The sequence below is a fragment of the Paenibacillus taihuensis genome (genome assembly GCF_003386535.1).
Taxonomy (GTDB): domain Bacteria; phylum Bacillota; class Bacilli; order Paenibacillales; family Paenibacillaceae; genus Paenibacillus_Z; species Paenibacillus_Z taihuensis.
The window spans coordinates 23,397-40,379 of record NZ_QTTN01000026.1 but is presented as its reverse complement, the minus strand read 5'-3'; the positions used below and the strand labels follow the sequence as shown (position 1 = coordinate 40,379).

The window sequence follows — 16,983 nt, the reverse complement described above, 5'->3', positions numbered from 1 at the left end:
AGGCCTTTCTGCCTCTATGCGTCCATTGTGCATAATATTTCATTAATAATGACTTTACAGTAAACTTGGAATGATAGCACAAAACGAGGGCACACTATGGCTACATTTTAATTGGGAGTGCTTTCCATGCACAAAAATGCATTAGATATCCAAAACGCGTTAGGTAATAGTTCCGATATCGTAATCAGGAATATTGGAGAAGACAGTGCAATACAGGCTTCCGTTTTTTATATTGACGGTTTGGTTAATACGGAGAGACTAGAGGAACATGTAATATCGCCACTTGTACATAATGTTAACGCTGCTCTAAAAACAGCGAAAATGCTGCTGTCTCATAGCACAAAAGAATCTATAAAGGCGATCATACAAGGTAATGCAGTGGTTGTGAATAACGTCTCAGGTAACATGACAATTGTTGATGTTTCGATGTGGAAAGAACGTCCTATAGGCGAAGCCCTAACCGAGAGGAATTCAGTGGGATTACTTTTGGGTTTTACTGAAAAAGCTGCGACCAATATAAGTATCTTGAGAGGCATTCTCAAAACGCCTAATTTCATGGTTGAAAACATCGAAAAAGGCACATTAACGCCTACGACTATTTCGATTGCATATATGAGAAATATTGTAGATAAGGGAGTTCTTAAAGAAGTAAAAAAACGGATAAATGATGTACACGTGAAGTACGTTTTACAGGCTGCAATTGTCGAAGTAGCACTCAAGAAGAATAAAATGACCATATTCCCTTTGACTTCCTACACAGAGGCGCCGGACATTGCAGCGAGTGCTATTTTAGAGGGTAAAGTCGTTGTTTTTGTGGATAACACTCCACATGCAATTATTTGTCCATCTTTATTTGTTAGCTTCTTTCAATCGCCCGAAGAGTACTATTCGTCTTACGGGAGTTTTTCGAACAGATTCATTAAGGTTTTATCCTTCTTTATTGCTACTCATGCGTCGGCAACATATATATTGTTGTATAAAAGTAATGTGTTTTCTGAAAAAATAAATAAGTTGTTCTATCCTAAGGATGCGCTTGTATCACCATTGATAAGTGCAGTAATTTTAACTATGCTGTTGAAAATTCTAACAGACGGTATGTTTAAGGTTAATAAAAACCTTACAACATTCTTTGCTTTTATTTCTACGATATTAATTACGGAAAGCTTATTAAAATTAAAAATAATTAGCCCGTTTTGCTTGTTTGTAGTATCTCTAGCGTATGTGATTACTTTTTTGTTTCAGAGCCGAGGTGGTATATCCTCAACCATCTTAGGTTTAAACAATATACACTTATTGGCTGCGGTATTGTTTGGATTGCCAGGTGTGATTTTACTCACCAGTGTAATGATTATCCATGTGGTTATGCTTAAAAGCATAAACGTTCCATATTTCAGTCCTCTAATCCCCTTTAAACCGAAAGAATTGCGTGATGTGTTTTTCCGTTCCAATCTGAAAGAAATAATCAACAGCAAGCATTCCTATTTGAAAAAAGGAAATCGAAGAGGAAGCTAAAAAACAAGAGGTGTGATTCAACATGGAAGTACTGCTATATCTGGTACTGATTATCTTGTCAACGAAAGTTGCTGGTGATTTATCAGTTCGGATCGGACAACCTGCCGTGCTTGGTAAGCTGATTGCAGGTATTGTTTTGGGGCCAGCTATTCTCGGATGGATCCACCCCGATGCGTTTATTTCTCATTTTTCGGAAATCGGCGTTCTGTTACTCATGTTCATTGCGGGATTAGAAACGGATTTGGACAAATTGAGGGAAAATTGGAAGGCGTCGTTCGCTGTGGCACTTGGAGGGATCATGCTTCCTTTTATCGGTGGATATACCGTATCTATTGCACTCGGACTATCGAATACGCACTCGCTATTCATTGGATTACTGCTCTGTGCGACCTCGGTCAGTATATCGGTCCAAACGTTAAAAGAGATGAATCGATTAGACTCCAAAGAGGGCACGACAATTCTGGGTGCTGCCGTTGTGGATGATGTAATCGTAGTTGTTCTCCTTGCCGTGATGATGAGTGTTCTTGGCCCGGGGGGGGATGTATCTCTCGCCGTGCTTATCTTTAAGAAGGTATTATTTTTAGTCGCGATCATCGTTGCAGGATGGTTTCTCGTTCCCTTCTTCATGAAACTCATTGCACCTTTCCGTATTAGTGAAGCTGTCACGAGCGCTGCTCTTATTGTCTGTTTTGCATTTTCTTATTTTGCAGAAACGATGGGCGTTGCAGGAATCATAGGGGCATTTGCTGGGGGGATAGCCATATCGCAAACCGCATACAATCACGATGTCGGAACGAAAATCGAGCCGATCGCATACACACTCTTTGTTCCCGTATTTTTTGTCAGCATCGGATTAAACATTACCTTTACAGGCTTGGGTAATCACATTTGGTTTATACTGCTCATGACGGTTATTGCGGTTGCGACGAAGATGCTGGGCGGTGGACTTGGAGCGCGCCTAACCGGATTTGATCTAATCTCATCGCTAGCCATCGGTTCAGGTATGGTATCTAGAGGTGAAGTGGCATTAATTATTGGGGTGGCTGGTTTAGAATCAGGGCTATTATTAGAGAAGTATTTTACTTCAATTGTTATGGTGATCATATTGACTACGTTGATAACTCCGCCAATGTTAAAGCTATTCTTTTCAAGAATCAACAATCTAATAACCTAGCGATCTCGGAATATTAATACCATAAGGTATGTTGGGGGGGATTCTACGCTTTTTTGTTTAGCCGCCGTACATGCTCATGTCTTTCCTGGTTGCCTAACGGGCGCGATAAAACAATGAGAACGGGCTGTTAAAAGAGGTGATGATATTTCCTGAATTCCATCATTCGAGAATTAAAGTAATAAATACTGATGGGTTAAGTTATTTGGATGACCAAGACAGAGAGATCTATATCGACTTTGCAGAGTGCAGAAACAATTGGGTCAATTATTTAAATGCTTCAGATTCCTATGAAGGGGATAATAGAAGCATTGAATTAACAAAATGTGTTGGATGGAGAGATGCATTTGCTATTCCAATGTACATAGAATTCTTTACGGTACCGAGAACAAGGTTCGTATATCCTTATAGCTTTATTGAGAAGTTAAGAAAATTGAACAGCGGAAGAGCATATGCACACTTTAAGGAAACAGCAAATTTAATAAAGAGAAATGGCTGGAGTACATTTGATATGGGATAAATTTATACTTTTGTAACAGCTAACAGTCAAGATAGTGCAACGGGAACAGGCTGCTATCGACTCGCCAGCCTATTCCTTTAACGGGCAGTTTACGTTAATGAGCCAATGCTTTTAGAAGGAAGACCACTGATGCATTGCGAATTTGGAGGAGTGAGGTGAGGTTAATGTATGCTTATATAAGCATCCATTCTGAGAATTACACTGAGAAAGTACAATCAAAAATATTAGAAAATTACTTAGTTAATATTTTGGGTTTTCAAAAAGTAAGCCATCTAACATTTTGCAAAGCACTCCATGGAGAAAGTATCAGACTAAGAGGTATTCCAGCTGGACTAAATGGTAACTACGCGTATGACACGCTAGAGGGTATTGAAGAAGTGAATTTAATTGAGATAGATTTACCTAACTACAGTAATGACATCATAGAAACCGACATTTCTAACGTTGCAATTGCTATTTCTAAAGAGCTCTCATGGATTATAGATGAGGACCGTGGATTGAACGGGCACGATCGTTTAACTACAACAGCCATCCAATGAAAGCGGCTGAAGGATCAAAGAGGTGTTTTATTTGTCCAAAGAAGAGAAGTTAGTTTATTTCCGTTGGAAAGACGGTTCTCAATCTAAGGAGAACTTAGAAGTGTATGAAGAGGCACCAGATGACGAGGATAAGGTTTTGTTAAGTATAAGAGTTGGTGAAGAACAAATAAGTTTCAAAAGCGAGAACTTCTTTGATGCATTGAAGCAGCTCAGACAACACCTGGAGGAACGTCATATACAAATCAAGTGTAATGGGGCAGCGTTAAATGTTTATCCATCGCCAATGGCATTGTCCATGGGGGCAGGACGCTTAGCTTACAGGTTAACTTTTGGAAGACAGGCAAAGACAAGTGATTTGGTTGATATTTTTGAATGTGATAACGATCTAACTTTTGTAAGCATTGACGAGCAATTAAATTTCTATAAAAGTTGGCTCAAGAGTTTAGGCTAATATGAGTGATTCCTAACTTCGTAGACTAGATAACGAAAATATTACAACAGGCTGCCCTTTATCGGTGGCCTGTTGCGCTAACGGGCAGATTAGTTTAACAATATACCTTAAATAACGATGTACTGTGTATAATGGATGGATATCGCATCAACCATATGATGAACTGAAGACCGATTAATGTTTCGGTTTTTTTTGTTTTCTGGTCACATTATCATTTCTTTGATTGTCTTTACTAGTATAAAGATTAAAAGGTGGTGAGGAATTGGAAACCAACAGCAGCAATACATGGTTAGAGAGCATGATTGATCGATATCACAATTCTATCTTTAAGTACTGTTATCACATGCTCCGGCAACGCCAAGATGCGGAGGATGCTTGTCAGGATATTTTTGTAAAAACGATGAGGAGTCTCAACAATCAGAAAAATATTCAATCCGAAGCAAACTGGATCTATCGAATCGCGCATAACCATTGCTTGAACATTCTAAAAAAACGGAGGTTGCTCCGCTTACTACCTTTCATACAAGAATGGAATGTTGATTTCTTTCAGAATGCTTCTTTGGCTCATGTGGAATCGTCATTGGACATTGATCGTTTGTTATCCGGATTATCTTCCGAGGAGCGTTCCATTATGGTGCTCCGAATTATAGAGGATAAGTCGTTTGAAGAAATCGGAGCGATTATTAATTATTCGTCCGCAACCACCAGGAAGAAGTTCGAACGATCGAGACGAAAACTTCAAAAGTTGCTTAAGTCTGAACAAGGAGAGCATGAACATGAAAAAACCAGCATTTCATACTTATGAACAGTTTGAAGAAGCATGGAAAAAAGAGTCTGTTCCAAAGCCGGATGTACAGTCGATTAAAATGAGTTTATTGTTGCGTAAGAAAAAGAATTATGGGATATCGCGATGGCTTAGGCCGATCCCTGTTTCGATTGTTGTATTGTGCATATGCTTAATCTTTGTTTCAGGATCTCATACCTATGCTTTATTGTCTAAGTTCATTCTTCACGACGCGCAGAAAAACGCTACTTTTGAATATAAACAGTCCTCAAGCGAGAGGGTGGAAATAGATCGTAAAATTGAAAGCATTCTCTCACAGTACAGGAGCAAAATGTCGGAGGTCGCAGATTCATTAAAACTGGGAGAAGCCGTAGTTTTTCTGATTGCGGAAGCCTATCGAATTGATGGGCACTACTTCCCGCTGCAAAAGGATATGGTAGTCACCAATATAGAGCAAATGAAGAGCCCGCCTCTTTTGAAATTCAAGCCTCCTGCGAAAATATCTCCTTCTTACCGGTTTTCCAAAGGAACGATTCATAATAAGATTGCTCAAGTTGAGCATGAGCAGTTGGAACAATGGTTTGCGAAATCGGTTGACTCGAATCTTGCCTATTTGGTTGAACCAGTGAAACTGACCGACCAAGTTGAGTGGGGCGAATTCAGTTATGTAGATGAGGACAATTCGGATTCTCCGGTCCTAAGTGTATATATGACCGAATCTGCTGGCTCTATGTCTACGAGTAATCTTGATGAGCAAGCAGAAATCATCAATATTGGCGGTAGTGAAGTCATTTACGAACCGAATCATTGTTCTCTTACTTTCGTGCTTCAACAGGACGACACTGAGCTACAGTATACCGTTCTAGGTAATAGCTTAATGACCAAACAAGATTTTATTCAAGCGGTAGAAAGCTTGATAGTTCAGCTTCAACTGAAAAATGGAGAGTGACTCCCACATGTTTTCATGCCGCAATGTTTATTGCCGTGGGGTGTTAAGCTAAAGGAGCACTATCGCTCAATATAACACGACGGCAGCGGGCAATGACTCAGCTGCCGTTTTTATTGAAGTAACGGGCAGGATTGTGCAACTTTTAACAACCATTCGGAGTATATTTTATAAATTGAAATATCCCACAGGAGGACTTGGTGAACAAATTAGTTATTGTTCTGTTCATGGTATTGGTGCTGGTCGGTTGTAGTGATAAGTCAATTTCTCTTATCGGTGAGGGTGTTAGTTGGAAAGGCGAATATACTGCAAACATCACTGAAGGAGATAGGGAGAATGGAAAGTACACCTTTAGTTATAAGTATGAAACAGACAACGGCCTGAAAAACTTAGAAAAACCATTAATGGAAAAGTGGTACGTAAAGAGAGTGACTACAAAGAAAGAATTATTGAAATTCAGCGTAGTTGCGCAGGTTGCATTGTAACTGACGAGACTAAGCCAATCGAAGTGGAAATTAACTGGAATGACAATAATAAAGAATTTTTTCAACTAAGTAATTAGGAGGAAAACGAGCTGCCCAATGCAGCATTATTTCAACATAAGGAGAGTTATTATGGGGTATGGTCTTTCAATTCTAAAAAGAATTCCAACGTTATCAGAATATAAAAAACTGTGTTGTGCGGTTGGTTGGGAAGATTATATGAATTTCGAGGTCGCAGAAGAATCTTTAAACCAGTCACTATTTGGTGTAGTTGTCCAGAACCAAGGCGAAGCAGTGGGAATGGGCAGAGTAATTGGCGACGGGAGAATTTATTTTTACATTCAAGATATAGCAGTCTTACCTGAGCATCAAAACAAAGGAATAGGCAGACTAATAATGGAAACTATTCAAGATTACTTGAAGGAAAACGCGCCAGAGAAATCATTTATCGGTTTGTTTGCAGCACAAGGTAAAGAATCTTTTTATAACAAATACGGCTACAAAAAGCACGAAGGAATGACAGGGATGTTCGGTGTAATTCAAGATAAGGATGTAAAGTAAAGGGATTTATTAACCTAACGAATACATAGCGTGACAAAACAAGGAGCATTTGCCATTCGCAAGTGCTCCTTGTTTTCATTAAGGAATTGTGATTAAACTTCAAGCGCAACAAATCAACAAAAGCAACGTCTATAAAAGGAGATCTTTTCCATCAATTTATCGGCAGCCTATAGGGAGATGGTAATTAGTGAGAAGGGTATGGGGGAAATTTGCTTTCAGAAATTTTATACTCATTTTCATTGCATTAGTAGTCATGTTAAGTGGATGCATATTGAATAGTAAAAGGGTACTGGCATGCGATTATTCTCCAGGATATATGATCGAGCCTAGGCAGGAATCGAATGTGTTTTTCGGTAAGGTGCTTGAAGTACGATATAATCGTGCAAACGGTGGAAATGACGTATATTTTGAAGCGTATAAGGTGGAGAAAGGCAACGTAGGTGCAGTAATTAAAGTATGGACGCCTTATGCAGAGTTTTCATGCGGTGTCGATTTCAAGAGGTTGCTGCAGCTGGACCGAACGACATTACCTATGTAAATAAAGATAACCGGGTTATGGTCCCCTTGACCGAAGGATTAATGAATAAGTTCGGTATTGAATATGTCTTGAGTGACGACGCAGTAACGGTGAAATCTAAAGGTCTGGAGTATACATATCGTGTTGGATTTGACTCCGTAGTTTGCGATGAGAAATTACGGTTTATGGATACTGTATTGGAACAGCATGACGGAATCACTTATATTCCTGCACAACAGGTTGCAGAAATTATTGGGGCAACCGTGTCTTGGGATAATGAAATAAAAAAACTAAGTGTACGCTTAAACGGGTAGTTTGCAACCCAATGGAGGTCAAAAATGGTCAATCGGGAACTTAAGATTCTTTCGGTTGTGGTCATCTTTTTTGCTTTGTGTATTTTTGTTTTGTACGAACTGCACCGCAGTCCCGGAATAAAGTCTTTTGACGATACGATTGATTCAATTAGAAACAACGAGTTCATTGTAAATTGTTCTGATGCAGTTAATCGGGGGAAAACCGAGGTCAATGATATTGGATATTTATGCAGCATCCATGTAGATGCAACAACTGAACTCAAAAGCAATCAAGGAAACACCATCCAAATGGATGATTTTTCAGCTGGAGATAAAGTCCGTATTATTTCGTCAAAATCAATCAATTTCCAGAAGAAAAGAAATTTCACAGCAAAAGAGATCATATTGTTGGAGAAAGCTCCAAAAGAGTAACTGAACTAACGAAGAGGAACAGAAGATAATCACTGCTTTACTGTATGAATTTTGGAAGAATTATTAAAAGGAAACGGGTAGATAGACTATGAAAAAATTCGTTGGTATCGTCGTTATCTTAATCATAATTGGTGTGTATTCATATAATTATGTCAATAATCGAGTGTTTGATCCATTTATGATTGATGCATCTAAAGAAACAGTAGAATCTGCAGCATCGGATTTGTTGAATACTCAGCAGAATTACAACTTTAGACTTGTTAATACAAGTGATAAACCAGTGAAATTATTAAAAATAGAGTTACTGGATTACAAAGGGTTAAAAATCGACGAAATGACTATTTCAGGGAAACCTTTCGAGACACAAATCATTCCAAGTCACAGAGTATATACTAGCTCTGACTCTTGGTCAACAAACAGCCAAGGAGTCGATATTGATTACAATGTAGAAATTATAGAAAAGACGATTCAAAATCCAAACCATGTACGTCTGACTTACTCTTATTTAGGGCTGAAACATCATCAAATCGTTAAGATACCTGGATTGGATTAAGTTATGGGCCGTCCGTGACCAAGGAGCAGTTTGCCGCCGGCAACTGCTTCTTTTTCATAATTATTTACCTAACTTTGAAATCAGCAGCCAATGTAGCTGTCAAATCGGTCATATAGCCATTAAGCCTCTTAACGAGTCGGTATTGTCCGGCCTCAAGCTTCCGGGGAAACATAACCTTCTCAACGAATGTTTCTCCCGGTTTTGCCTGAAGCCCTATAGCTTCTACAGCGCTGTCATCAGGAACGAGCGTCCAACCATCGGGCTCTTTGTGGTAAATGGAGTAACCATAACCGAAATACAAATTAGTCGGACCGGCATTATATAGGGTTAGTTCGGTCTGATCGGCAGCAGTTTCCGGTGGTTTAACTGTAAGGCGAGCGTTCAATTCATGAGCCGGCACATAGACCGGACATAGAAAAGTGTCTTCAACAACATCATTAGTGTTGAGAATTTCGATACTAAGGATATAGTTCGAGTTCGGTTGTTCAGGCAACTTGTAAATAAAATCGAACCGACCATCTACGAGACTGGTGCTAGTGGCAATCTCTTGCATAATCAGCTTCAATCGTTTGCCCTTACTGTCACGGCTCGTGATTTGGAAACGTACGGAACGACCCTCCGGAATCTTGCTTATTCCTGTTCCGATATCTGATCCGGCCTTCACTTCCCCGTAAACGGTAGAAGTCAGGATGTTAAATCCATTGTCCCCCTCGAACCATTTTCCGGTTCTGGGTCCATAATCATCAGCAGCGGCGGTTAAAGCGCGATCAAGAGGAAGCATGGACGAGGTCTGCAGCGTGCTAGGTTCGCCTACAGAGTCCTTTAATTGTGCGATGGTCGGATCAATGGTATGAATCAAGAGATTGTCTGCGTGTGAAGAAGAATTTGGATGTTCTTTACTTCCGCAAGCTGCCAATACAAGACTGAGTGTTACGAATAGTAATCGTTTTTTCAAAGGTGAATCCCCCCTTGAGTATATGACGTGGGTGGCAAGATAAAGTTACGTGACAGAACGTCAATTTAGTTGACTTTTCAAAAAGGGGAAATATCTTCATATGCCATCAGTCCTCCCCAGAGAGCATGGAGGTTGGAGCAGTTTTTTTTTAGGGCTGTATTAAAGTGAAAAGTGATTTAACGGGCAGTTCCGAACGGGCACGTTTGCTCAATTTATATAATATAAAGTTCCAAGGGATATTGAGTGACTGGGGGTCAACAAATGGAAAAGCAAGCATTAGAACTGTATAGCGTGGGAGCACTCTTTTATTACTTCCAATCATCGAAATAGCAGTTTTAGGTTCACTTCCCGAACCAAGAGATTATTTAATTATTGTATTTTCATTAATCATGATTATAGCTTCTTTCATGAATGCTCTTATTGATTTGATTATTACCTTTATCAAGAGAATATTTAGTTCAAAAAAGAAGAACAAATCAGACTGATAAATCTAAATAAGCATAGGCCTGTTCAGCTATAGAACGCTATGTTCATTTCGAATCAAGGATCGGCAGTTTCATTATCCTAACGGGTACGAGAGTTAAAATGTGTCTTAAAATTACCTTACTTGAATAAATTACACTATCCGAGCTCCGAGGAGTGGTGTTCAATGGCGAGTGATACAGAAAAGGATACTCGAAAAATAATATTTGCTTACAATGCAGAAAGTCAGGAAGTCGAAATAATCGAAGCAGTACCCCACGATATGATTGATGATTACTATATTACTGAACAAAGCATTCGTTTAAACATTCTCAATATAAGAGAACTCTACGAATTATTGAAGAAGCAAGCATTTGGTGATTTAGAACCGTTATAAGCAGGTCGTAATAAGGTTAGTTCTGGACGGAACATTTAAAGGATGTTTTGTTTTTCTTTGAGATATTCTTTTAAAATAAGCAGGCTGCCGATGATTTTCGGCGGCCTATTCCGCTAACGGGCATTTAATTGAATAGTCACCACAACTTGTGCTATACAACGGCATCTTACCTAAATTGCTCTCGGATTAACAGTACAAACCATGCTCTAAGCCGACTCGTCTTTTTCCAGCAATCACTGGATATACTTGTATTATCTTTAATACATAGGAGGAGAGCTCATGGAAGAAAACAAAGTGACGATTAAAGTGAACGACAACGGATCACTTCGGGTAACAGGACAAGTCGAGCTAGTGGATGCAGAAGGCAACCCGTTCGAGCACAAAGAATCGTTCTCGCTATGTCGGTGCGGAGCATCGGGCAACAAGCCGTTCTGCGACGGCACGCACAAGTCGATCAACTTCGTAAGCGCGCCGAGAGCGAAGAAGGACTAAGTCGGAAATGAAAGCGGAGAGGGCAGTCGTTAATCGACTGCCCTATTTGAAGGTTGATGCTGTCTTGCAACGAATTAAATTTATGTATAGGCAATTCTTAAGAGAACCACTTGTTATTTTCTTTGCACTAGCGATTTTATGTGTTTATTTATCGTGGCAGAACTTCGAACTCGCACATCACTAAAGCCTTGACAGCATCACCATTGATTTTTGTGCTGAATACAATAGTGATAAATCACATTGTATGAGGGATACCACAATGGAACTACTCCGAAAATATATTACGACGAATCTGTTGATATTTATGCTGTGTGACCTTTTATGGACAGCGGATGGTATTATTCGCCCGTCGTTAGCGTCAATACCGTTCTTCTTTGCAATTGTCTATTTATTGAATAGGACGAAGTTTGAGAAGGCATTATTTGGGTGGGATAAGCCATAAGAGAAGCTTTGATTTCATATGTGTTTGGAAAAAGCCGCCAGAGTGCGGCTTTTTTTGCGTTTGGCTATTCTCGGACAGAACATCTCGGCCAACAAAAAAACAAGCAGCCCCAGGAAGAATGCTCGCGGGGACTGCCTATTTTCATAGATTACGGGTTATAAGCGATCCTTTCGATGCTACCTTTAAGTGCGTTGACGTAAATGAGTTTAACTCCTTCTACGCCAGTCACGGGGATTTCGTACACGAGCTTACCCTCATGAATCTCGAGCTTGGGAGAGCCGGTGGCGCGTAAGTTCGGACTGAGCGCTGCGGTAGCTTGCTTCGCGGTCAACTTCGGATGAAGCGGGAAGCTTTTATTGTAATCGCTAAAATAACCGGATGCATCGAAGCTGATTAGTTCGCCTGTGCGCGGGTCGAACCGCCATACGACCTGCATCTGGGGAATTGGCACTTCCTCTCGGACCGGGATATAAACGAGCCCAATCGAGGTATCCGATTGATTATTCATTATGAGTGTTAGGTGATCATCGGACCAACGTTTCATCCATTCGTTGGCAAGCGCAATGCCTTGTTGCAAGTCCATCGCATGCGGGGAGGATCCACTCTCCGTTCCACTGCGCGTCACGCGAATGACATGTCCGCTTTTGCTGAGCGTCACGGTGTACGGGCTGTTTTTTTCCTTATTGGTATTCACTAACGTGAAATCCATGACCTCGCCGAATTCCGGCCCGCTACCGCCTGAGACCATGTGGACGCTTTGGTTACCTGGCCCTTTGTTCCATGCCTCGCCCATGAAGATTTTGGCTTTTGCAGCCAAGTCTGTTGCCTTATAGGTCGGCTCGCCGCTAAATACCGGCCCCGGCTTCGTCGGTATGTAAGGATTCAGATTGTATCGGAATTCGTTGAAGGCTTTATTGCCGTAAATGGAAATCCCATCAAGCTTGGCGAGCGCCGCGTCCATCTCGGCCGATATTTGCTGGATCTCCGCGAGGGATACGCCATTCGCTTTCATCCGATCAACGTATGGCATTGCCGTGCGTGCGAATTTCCGCATCCGCAGAATTTGCTCTAATTGATCTGAATTAAGCGTCGGCCCTTTCTCGCTCAAGGGATAGGCTAAGTATCGACTGCTGTCGACGGAAAATGTTTCGTAAGCGGGCCAGTACAACCCTTGAAGGTTCATCGTAGCGGATGCGCTAGAAGCATCTTGAATGATGAGGCCTGCGTCCTCAATCGCTCCCTCAATCGCCTCTTGCCGCTTGGTAGGAGAGCTGGCTGCGAGCGCCTCCGCGAGAGAGTAATCGAAGTCACGCAAGTGCATCGATTGCATTTGAACCCAATAAATGGCGCTATGATACTGCTGCTGTTCCCATTGTCGATTATGCTGATATTCTTTATATCCGAAAATCGCCCCTGCGATCGACGTTACGCCGAGCAGGCCGATGATGGATTTGGAGAAAGCGTTCATGTCTATTAAAGCTCCTGTCTTGATCTTCGCGAGTCTTATCCACTTTAACAAAGGCGGGAACGCAGTTTAAGGAGTAAATGTTGCCATTTCCCAGTTCGAACGATAGGTTACGCGCGGCGTTCCTCCTGACATTCGCTTACTCTAGAGTGCCTCGCCGAAATAAATCGTGTGCCCCTGGTCGTCCTCAATTACAAACTCTTTTGTATTCCATAGTGTCTCGTGCACTTCCTCAGTCAGATTGACTCCGCGGGCTTTCAACGCCTCGGCCAAGGCAGCGGCATCGTCTGTTTGCAGGTAGAGATGGAAATGCTCGCCTTCTCTCGTGTATGCGATTGAGGGATCCTCTTCACAAACGTACTTGAGATGGAAGAGTTGAGTGCCTGCACGAATGCCTGCATAGAAATCTTCATGGCGGAATGCGAGCTCCAATCCTAATTGCGTAGTATAGAACAGTATCGAGCCCTCGAGATTCATCGTTCGCAGCTGCGGAATAATACCTGATATTTTCATTGTTATCCTCCTAATAGAGTTGAGTTCGATTTGTAGATCCAACTGGTTTAGCCTGTTCCTAATTATACCTTCTTGCTGAGAGGTTGATGCTAGAGGCTGCTGACGCAATTGGCAGGCTATCGCAACTTTCCAGTCTATGGAAGCGTATATGAAATACACTGGTGGACGGGAAGAAGAATCGCAATTGAAAGGCGGTGACATTAATGACCTATTCGATTCCAAATATTCAATCTACAGTATTATCAATGTCATTATTACTACTGCTTTTAATCATACTTGAACTCATAGTTAAGAAATATCTCCTTGTAAAGGAACCGAATAAGATCTCAGATACGAACGGTAAAAGTGTGAATAGGTGGGTAAAAGGATTACTTGCAATCATTTCATTCATTGTGTTCTTCTTTGTTTTGGATACAACGAATATCAATGCGCTCAAGTGGTTCTGGTTAGCACTTTTTATAGTCAGTATGGGACAGCACACGTTTATGGAATGGAGGTATTTGAAAGGATCTAAAGAATATATAATTTCGCTTTTAAAGCTTGCAGTCGGATTGATATATATTCTTATATTTATATTCTAGACATAGGTCGTTTACAGATTGCCACGATAGGAGCTAGACATGAATAGATTGTTGAAAGCCATCAAAGCAAAGTATATTTTTGCAATTTATCTAGTTGGTCTAGTTAACTTTGTAGTCGTTAAATACTTTGGAAGTGTTCACAGAGTTATGGATAGAATCGAAAACGTGAAATCACAAAAAGCAGAGGGTTATTGGCATGTACAGCTAGTACCATTTCGGACGATCATCTCATCTTGGGACTCATATCGCGTTTTGGGTTCGACCATCCAGCGTCAATTGCTTTGATTGCCAATATTATTTTATTTGTACCAATGGGTTTGTTGGTTCCACTCATATTGAGAAGACCTACGTTTCTTCTAACGATGTGTTTATCTCTTGGCATTATTGTAACTATTGAAGTGATCCAGGATGTAACCAATTTAGGGTCAACGGATATTGATGATGTAATTCTGAACATGGTTGGTTGCCTTGTTGGATATTTTGTTTGCTTGATTTCCATGACATTAATAAAGAAAAGTGAATCAGCAACGACAATGGGCTGAGAAGAACCGATTTCCGAGAGAAGAGATGAAGTATGAACCTTGAATCCATCAGAAGTGACTTGTTCAGACTTGAAGAAAAACTATTGACCCCAGAGGTTCGGAATTCGACAATGGAGCTTTCTAAGTTATTAGCAGATGATTTTTTTGAATTTGGAAGTTCGGGGAAGGCCTGAAGTAAAAGAAGCCTGGGGTCAGATGGAATTGGCGTGGCTTTACCCAAGCGAGGGCGTGTTATGCAGAGGGTAGTCCAAGCAAAATCTGTTATCGGTCATAAACTCTATTAGAAGGAAGGAGGCGAATGATGTCCACAATTAAATCTGTATTGAATTATACGAGAGCATTAGATTCAAATGCATCGAATGACCCGACGGTTCTTGCAACCTATCCAGATCGTTTACTTCTTTTAGAGTGGGGACATTTTGTGCCGTTGGGTACTAGCTTTATTGAGACGAATTGTTTTGTTGGATTCCTCAATAACACAATTGGATCAATCAGTGTCACCTTTGATCTGATGATTACCGGAACAACTGTTAGCGATCTTGCTGGAACTGCAGGCTGTCGTCTATCAAGACGGCAGCCTGGTTTGTTTACTGAACAATTTGCTTGTGTTCCTAGTTGAGGTTAGATATAAAATAAAATGGAAAAGAAATAGGTTTCTGGAAAATGCCGCGGAAGTCTTTAACGAGCGATTAATTTCCTATAGCCAACTGAACCGCGGCGTCTGCCTGTACAAGGCCGTATCCGAAGCTGCTGTCCCATCCGGCCTTCCCGAGATCCTTGGCGGATTGCTGCAGTATGGAGCGGATTTGTTTGTTGGTCAAATTCGGATTTACGGACCATGCAAGCGCGGCTACTGCCGAGACATGCGGTGTCGCCATTGAAGTTCCTTCGTAATAAGCATAGTCCCACTTGCTAACTGTGACATTTCCTGAAGCTAGTCCATTATTCCGAATCGCTATACCGTTGTTATACGAGACGGAAATGGTCGGTATCCAATTGCCGGCACCGCCCAGCGTGAAGCTGCCTGCATCATCGGCATTTGCCGTATCGTTGTTGGCGATGATAGCTGCCGAGGCTCCCTGAGCTTTCGCATTCGCAATCTTGTCGGAGAAGGCATTCGATCCTCGATTGATTAGAGCAATCCATGAGCCGGTTGCCGGCTTGCTGACGCAAGAAGTTGCCGTGTCTGCCAAACCGCACTCAACAAGCGGACCGGTTACGTTGCCGTAAGAGGAATATTCGACGGCACCGCTTTTATAGACGGTTCCGTCTTCCGAAGCCGAAGGGTTCATTCCCGTTCCGCGCGGCACGCTCGAGAGTGTGCCGACACCGGGCGCCACCACTTCCTGCTCTGCACCGAAATTGGAGAACGAAGCAAGATTAAGGCTGCTGTCAATGGCTCCCACGGCTACAACGGAGCTGTATTTCGCAGGATAGCCGATCGGGCCGCTATCGTTACCGCTGGCTGCGATGCTGAGCATTCCGTTCTGATAAGCTTGATCAAACGCTTTTTGTTCCGTTTTGGAACCTCGATCGCTTCCTAACGAAAGGCTGGCAATTTTAGCGCCATTTTGCTGACACCAATTCAGTCCGTTGATAATCCCGCTCGTTGCGCCGGTTCCATCGTCGCCTAGCACCCTTGCAACATACAGGTCAATGCTGGGCGCAACACCGATCCGGCTTCCGCTGCTGCTGGTTTGTCCGACGATCGTTCCCGCCACATGCGTGCCGTGACCATAACCGTCGGTTGCGTCCGGATGGCCGTCTTTTACAAAGTTTTTGCTGGCCTTGATGACCGAGATGCCATTGCTTACAAATTCCGGATGGCCATAATCGATGCCGGTATCCAATGCGCAGACCTTGATGTTCCGTCCTGCTGCGCCCATGTTCCAAGCCGATTGCGCGTTAATCGCCTGCAAGCCCCAAGTGTAAGTGGAGTCGGTGTAGCTTGTCGATTTGACGGCTGCTTTCATTGCATGAACGATCCGGTCATCTTCCACATACGTAACATTCGGGTTGTGCGACAAGCCTTGAGCGGCGGCGGGGGATGCCTCGATCCGAACAGCGTCCAGCTTGTCCCATTGTTCTTTCATCTCGATTCCGGGTGCAGACAATTCATTCTGAGAGGCGCCGTGAACGATTCCTACTAGATAGGAATGTTTTTCCGCAGGTGCCGCCGTTACGAGGTTGGCAGCCAGCAGGAGAAGGGACAATGAAGATCCTGTTACCTTCCACAATAAACCTTTCATTCTCAAATGACCGGTCTCCTTTCGAAGAGAAGAATAGGAAAATGAATTGCAACTAGAGTGTAATCATGGCCTCTTTTGTTTCCCATAGGTAAAAGTGCCTCAATGAGAGGTTCTCTCGAACGAA

General features: G+C 42.0%; 22 protein-coding genes. 18 read left to right on the top strand and 4 right to left on the bottom strand.

Annotation, left to right across the window (positions count from 1 at the left end; all coding sequences use genetic code 11):
- Positions 1 to 126 precede the first annotated feature (126 nt).
- The 13 genes from A8990_RS20055 (at position 127) to A8990_RS20000 (ending at position 8,761) form a co-directional block, all read left to right on the top strand.
- Positions 127 to 1,512 carry a spore germination protein gene (locus A8990_RS20055; RefSeq protein ID WP_116190830.1) on the top strand — a complete coding sequence of 462 codons (1,386 nt, stop codon included), beginning with the start codon at positions 127 to 129 and terminating at the stop codon, positions 1,510 to 1,512.
- 22 nt (positions 1,513 to 1,534) lie between these two features.
- Positions 1,535 to 2,686: a cation:proton antiporter gene (locus A8990_RS20050; protein ID WP_116190829.1), complete on the top strand. Its 1,152-nt coding sequence runs from the start codon at positions 1,535 to 1,537 to the stop codon at positions 2,684 to 2,686.
- Positions 2,687 to 2,825: 139 nt separating this feature from the next.
- Complete coding sequence (locus A8990_RS20045) at positions 2,826 to 3,203, top strand: hypothetical protein (RefSeq protein ID WP_116190828.1); 378 nt, start codon at positions 2,826 to 2,828, stop codon at positions 3,201 to 3,203.
- 164 nt (positions 3,204 to 3,367) lie between these two features.
- The gene (locus A8990_RS20040) at positions 3,368 to 3,742 is read left to right on the top strand and encodes a hypothetical protein (RefSeq protein ID WP_116190827.1); all 375 of its coding nucleotides are present in this window, start codon (positions 3,368 to 3,370) and stop codon (positions 3,740 to 3,742) included.
- Positions 3,743 to 3,773: 31 nt separating this feature from the next.
- The gene (locus A8990_RS20035) at positions 3,774 to 4,193 is read left to right on the top strand and encodes a hypothetical protein (RefSeq protein ID WP_116190826.1); all 420 of its coding nucleotides are present in this window, start codon (positions 3,774 to 3,776) and stop codon (positions 4,191 to 4,193) included.
- A 262-nt stretch (positions 4,194 to 4,455) separates the two neighbouring features.
- Positions 4,456 to 4,998 carry an RNA polymerase sigma factor gene (locus tag A8990_RS20030; RefSeq protein ID WP_116190825.1) on the top strand — a complete coding sequence of 181 codons (543 nt, stop codon included), beginning with the start codon at positions 4,456 to 4,458 and terminating at the stop codon, positions 4,996 to 4,998.
- On the top strand, positions 4,970 to 5,926 hold the full coding sequence (locus tag A8990_RS20025; RefSeq protein WP_116190824.1) for a hypothetical protein: 957 nt from the start codon (positions 4,970 to 4,972) through the stop codon (positions 5,924 to 5,926). The genes A8990_RS20030 and A8990_RS20025 overlap by 29 nt, the downstream gene beginning before the upstream one ends.
- A 197-nt stretch (positions 5,927 to 6,123) precedes the next feature.
- Positions 6,124 to 6,408: a hypothetical protein gene (locus A8990_RS20020; RefSeq protein ID WP_245996113.1), complete on the top strand. Its 285-nt coding sequence runs from the start codon at positions 6,124 to 6,126 to the stop codon at positions 6,406 to 6,408.
- A 129-nt stretch (positions 6,409 to 6,537) separates the two neighbouring features.
- Positions 6,538 to 6,966: a GNAT family N-acetyltransferase gene (locus A8990_RS20015; protein ID WP_116190866.1), complete on the top strand. Its 429-nt coding sequence runs from the start codon at positions 6,538 to 6,540 to the stop codon at positions 6,964 to 6,966.
- A 271-nt stretch (positions 6,967 to 7,237) separates the two neighbouring features.
- Complete coding sequence (locus A8990_RS31640) at positions 7,238 to 7,504, top strand: hypothetical protein (RefSeq protein ID WP_181909684.1); 267 nt, start codon at positions 7,238 to 7,240, stop codon at positions 7,502 to 7,504.
- 26 nt (positions 7,505 to 7,530) lie between these two features.
- Complete coding sequence (locus A8990_RS20010) at positions 7,531 to 7,797, top strand: stalk domain-containing protein (RefSeq protein ID WP_181909683.1); 267 nt, start codon at positions 7,531 to 7,533, stop codon at positions 7,795 to 7,797.
- A gap of 24 nt (positions 7,798 to 7,821) precedes the next feature.
- Entirely contained in the window at positions 7,822 to 8,208 is a 387-nt protein-coding gene (locus A8990_RS20005; RefSeq protein ID WP_116190822.1) for a hypothetical protein, read from the top strand.
- Positions 8,209 to 8,296: 88 nt separating this feature from the next.
- Positions 8,297 to 8,761, top strand: coding sequence for a hypothetical protein (locus tag A8990_RS20000; protein ID WP_116190821.1), 465 nt, complete (start codon positions 8,297 to 8,299; stop codon positions 8,759 to 8,761).
- A 64-nt stretch (positions 8,762 to 8,825) separates the two neighbouring features.
- Here A8990_RS20000 and A8990_RS19995 read toward each other — a convergent pair whose 3' ends face one another.
- Positions 8,826 to 9,716, bottom strand: a complete 891-nt coding sequence (locus tag A8990_RS19995; protein ID WP_116190820.1) for an immunoglobulin-like domain-containing protein — start codon at positions 9,714 to 9,716, stop codon at positions 8,826 to 8,828.
- A gap of 649 nt (positions 9,717 to 10,365) precedes the next feature.
- On the opposite strand from A8990_RS19995, the gene A8990_RS19990 reads away from it, so the two are divergent.
- Positions 10,366 to 10,575, top strand: a complete 210-nt coding sequence (locus A8990_RS19990; RefSeq protein WP_116190819.1) for a hypothetical protein — start codon at positions 10,366 to 10,368, stop codon at positions 10,573 to 10,575.
- A gap of 279 nt (positions 10,576 to 10,854) precedes the next feature.
- Positions 10,855 to 11,067, top strand: a complete 213-nt coding sequence (locus tag A8990_RS19985) for a CDGSH iron-sulfur domain-containing protein (RefSeq protein ID WP_116190818.1) — start codon at positions 10,855 to 10,857, stop codon at positions 11,065 to 11,067.
- Positions 11,068 to 11,657: 590 nt separating this feature from the next.
- Here the strand turns inward: A8990_RS19985 and A8990_RS19975 are convergent.
- A complete protein-coding gene (locus A8990_RS19975) occupies positions 11,658 to 12,977 on the bottom strand; it encodes a hypothetical protein (protein WP_116190816.1) in 1,320 nt (439 codons plus the stop codon).
- Positions 12,978 to 13,118: 141 nt separating this feature from the next.
- Positions 13,119 to 13,487, bottom strand: a complete 369-nt coding sequence (locus A8990_RS31635; RefSeq protein WP_181909682.1) for a VOC family protein — start codon at positions 13,485 to 13,487, stop codon at positions 13,119 to 13,121.
- A 203-nt stretch (positions 13,488 to 13,690) separates the two neighbouring features.
- Between A8990_RS31635 and A8990_RS32770 the strand changes: the two genes are divergently transcribed.
- From A8990_RS32770 to A8990_RS31285, 3 genes are all read left to right on the top strand, one after another.
- Entirely contained in the window at positions 13,691 to 14,068 is a 378-nt protein-coding gene (locus A8990_RS32770; protein ID WP_116190814.1) for a DUF4181 domain-containing protein, read from the top strand.
- Positions 14,069 to 14,259: 191 nt separating this feature from the next.
- Positions 14,260 to 14,610, top strand: coding sequence for a VanZ family protein (locus A8990_RS32765; protein ID WP_116190813.1), 351 nt, complete (start codon positions 14,260 to 14,262; stop codon positions 14,608 to 14,610).
- 301 nt (positions 14,611 to 14,911) lie between these two features.
- A complete protein-coding gene (locus A8990_RS31285; protein WP_147306838.1) occupies positions 14,912 to 15,229 on the top strand; it encodes a hypothetical protein in 318 nt (105 codons plus the stop codon).
- Between the two features lie 70 nt (positions 15,230 to 15,299).
- Here A8990_RS31285 and A8990_RS19950 read toward each other — a convergent pair whose 3' ends face one another.
- A complete protein-coding gene (locus A8990_RS19950) occupies positions 15,300 to 16,859 on the bottom strand; it encodes a S8 family serine peptidase (RefSeq protein WP_116190812.1) in 1,560 nt (519 codons plus the stop codon).
- Positions 16,860 to 16,983: the final 124 nt, after the last annotated feature.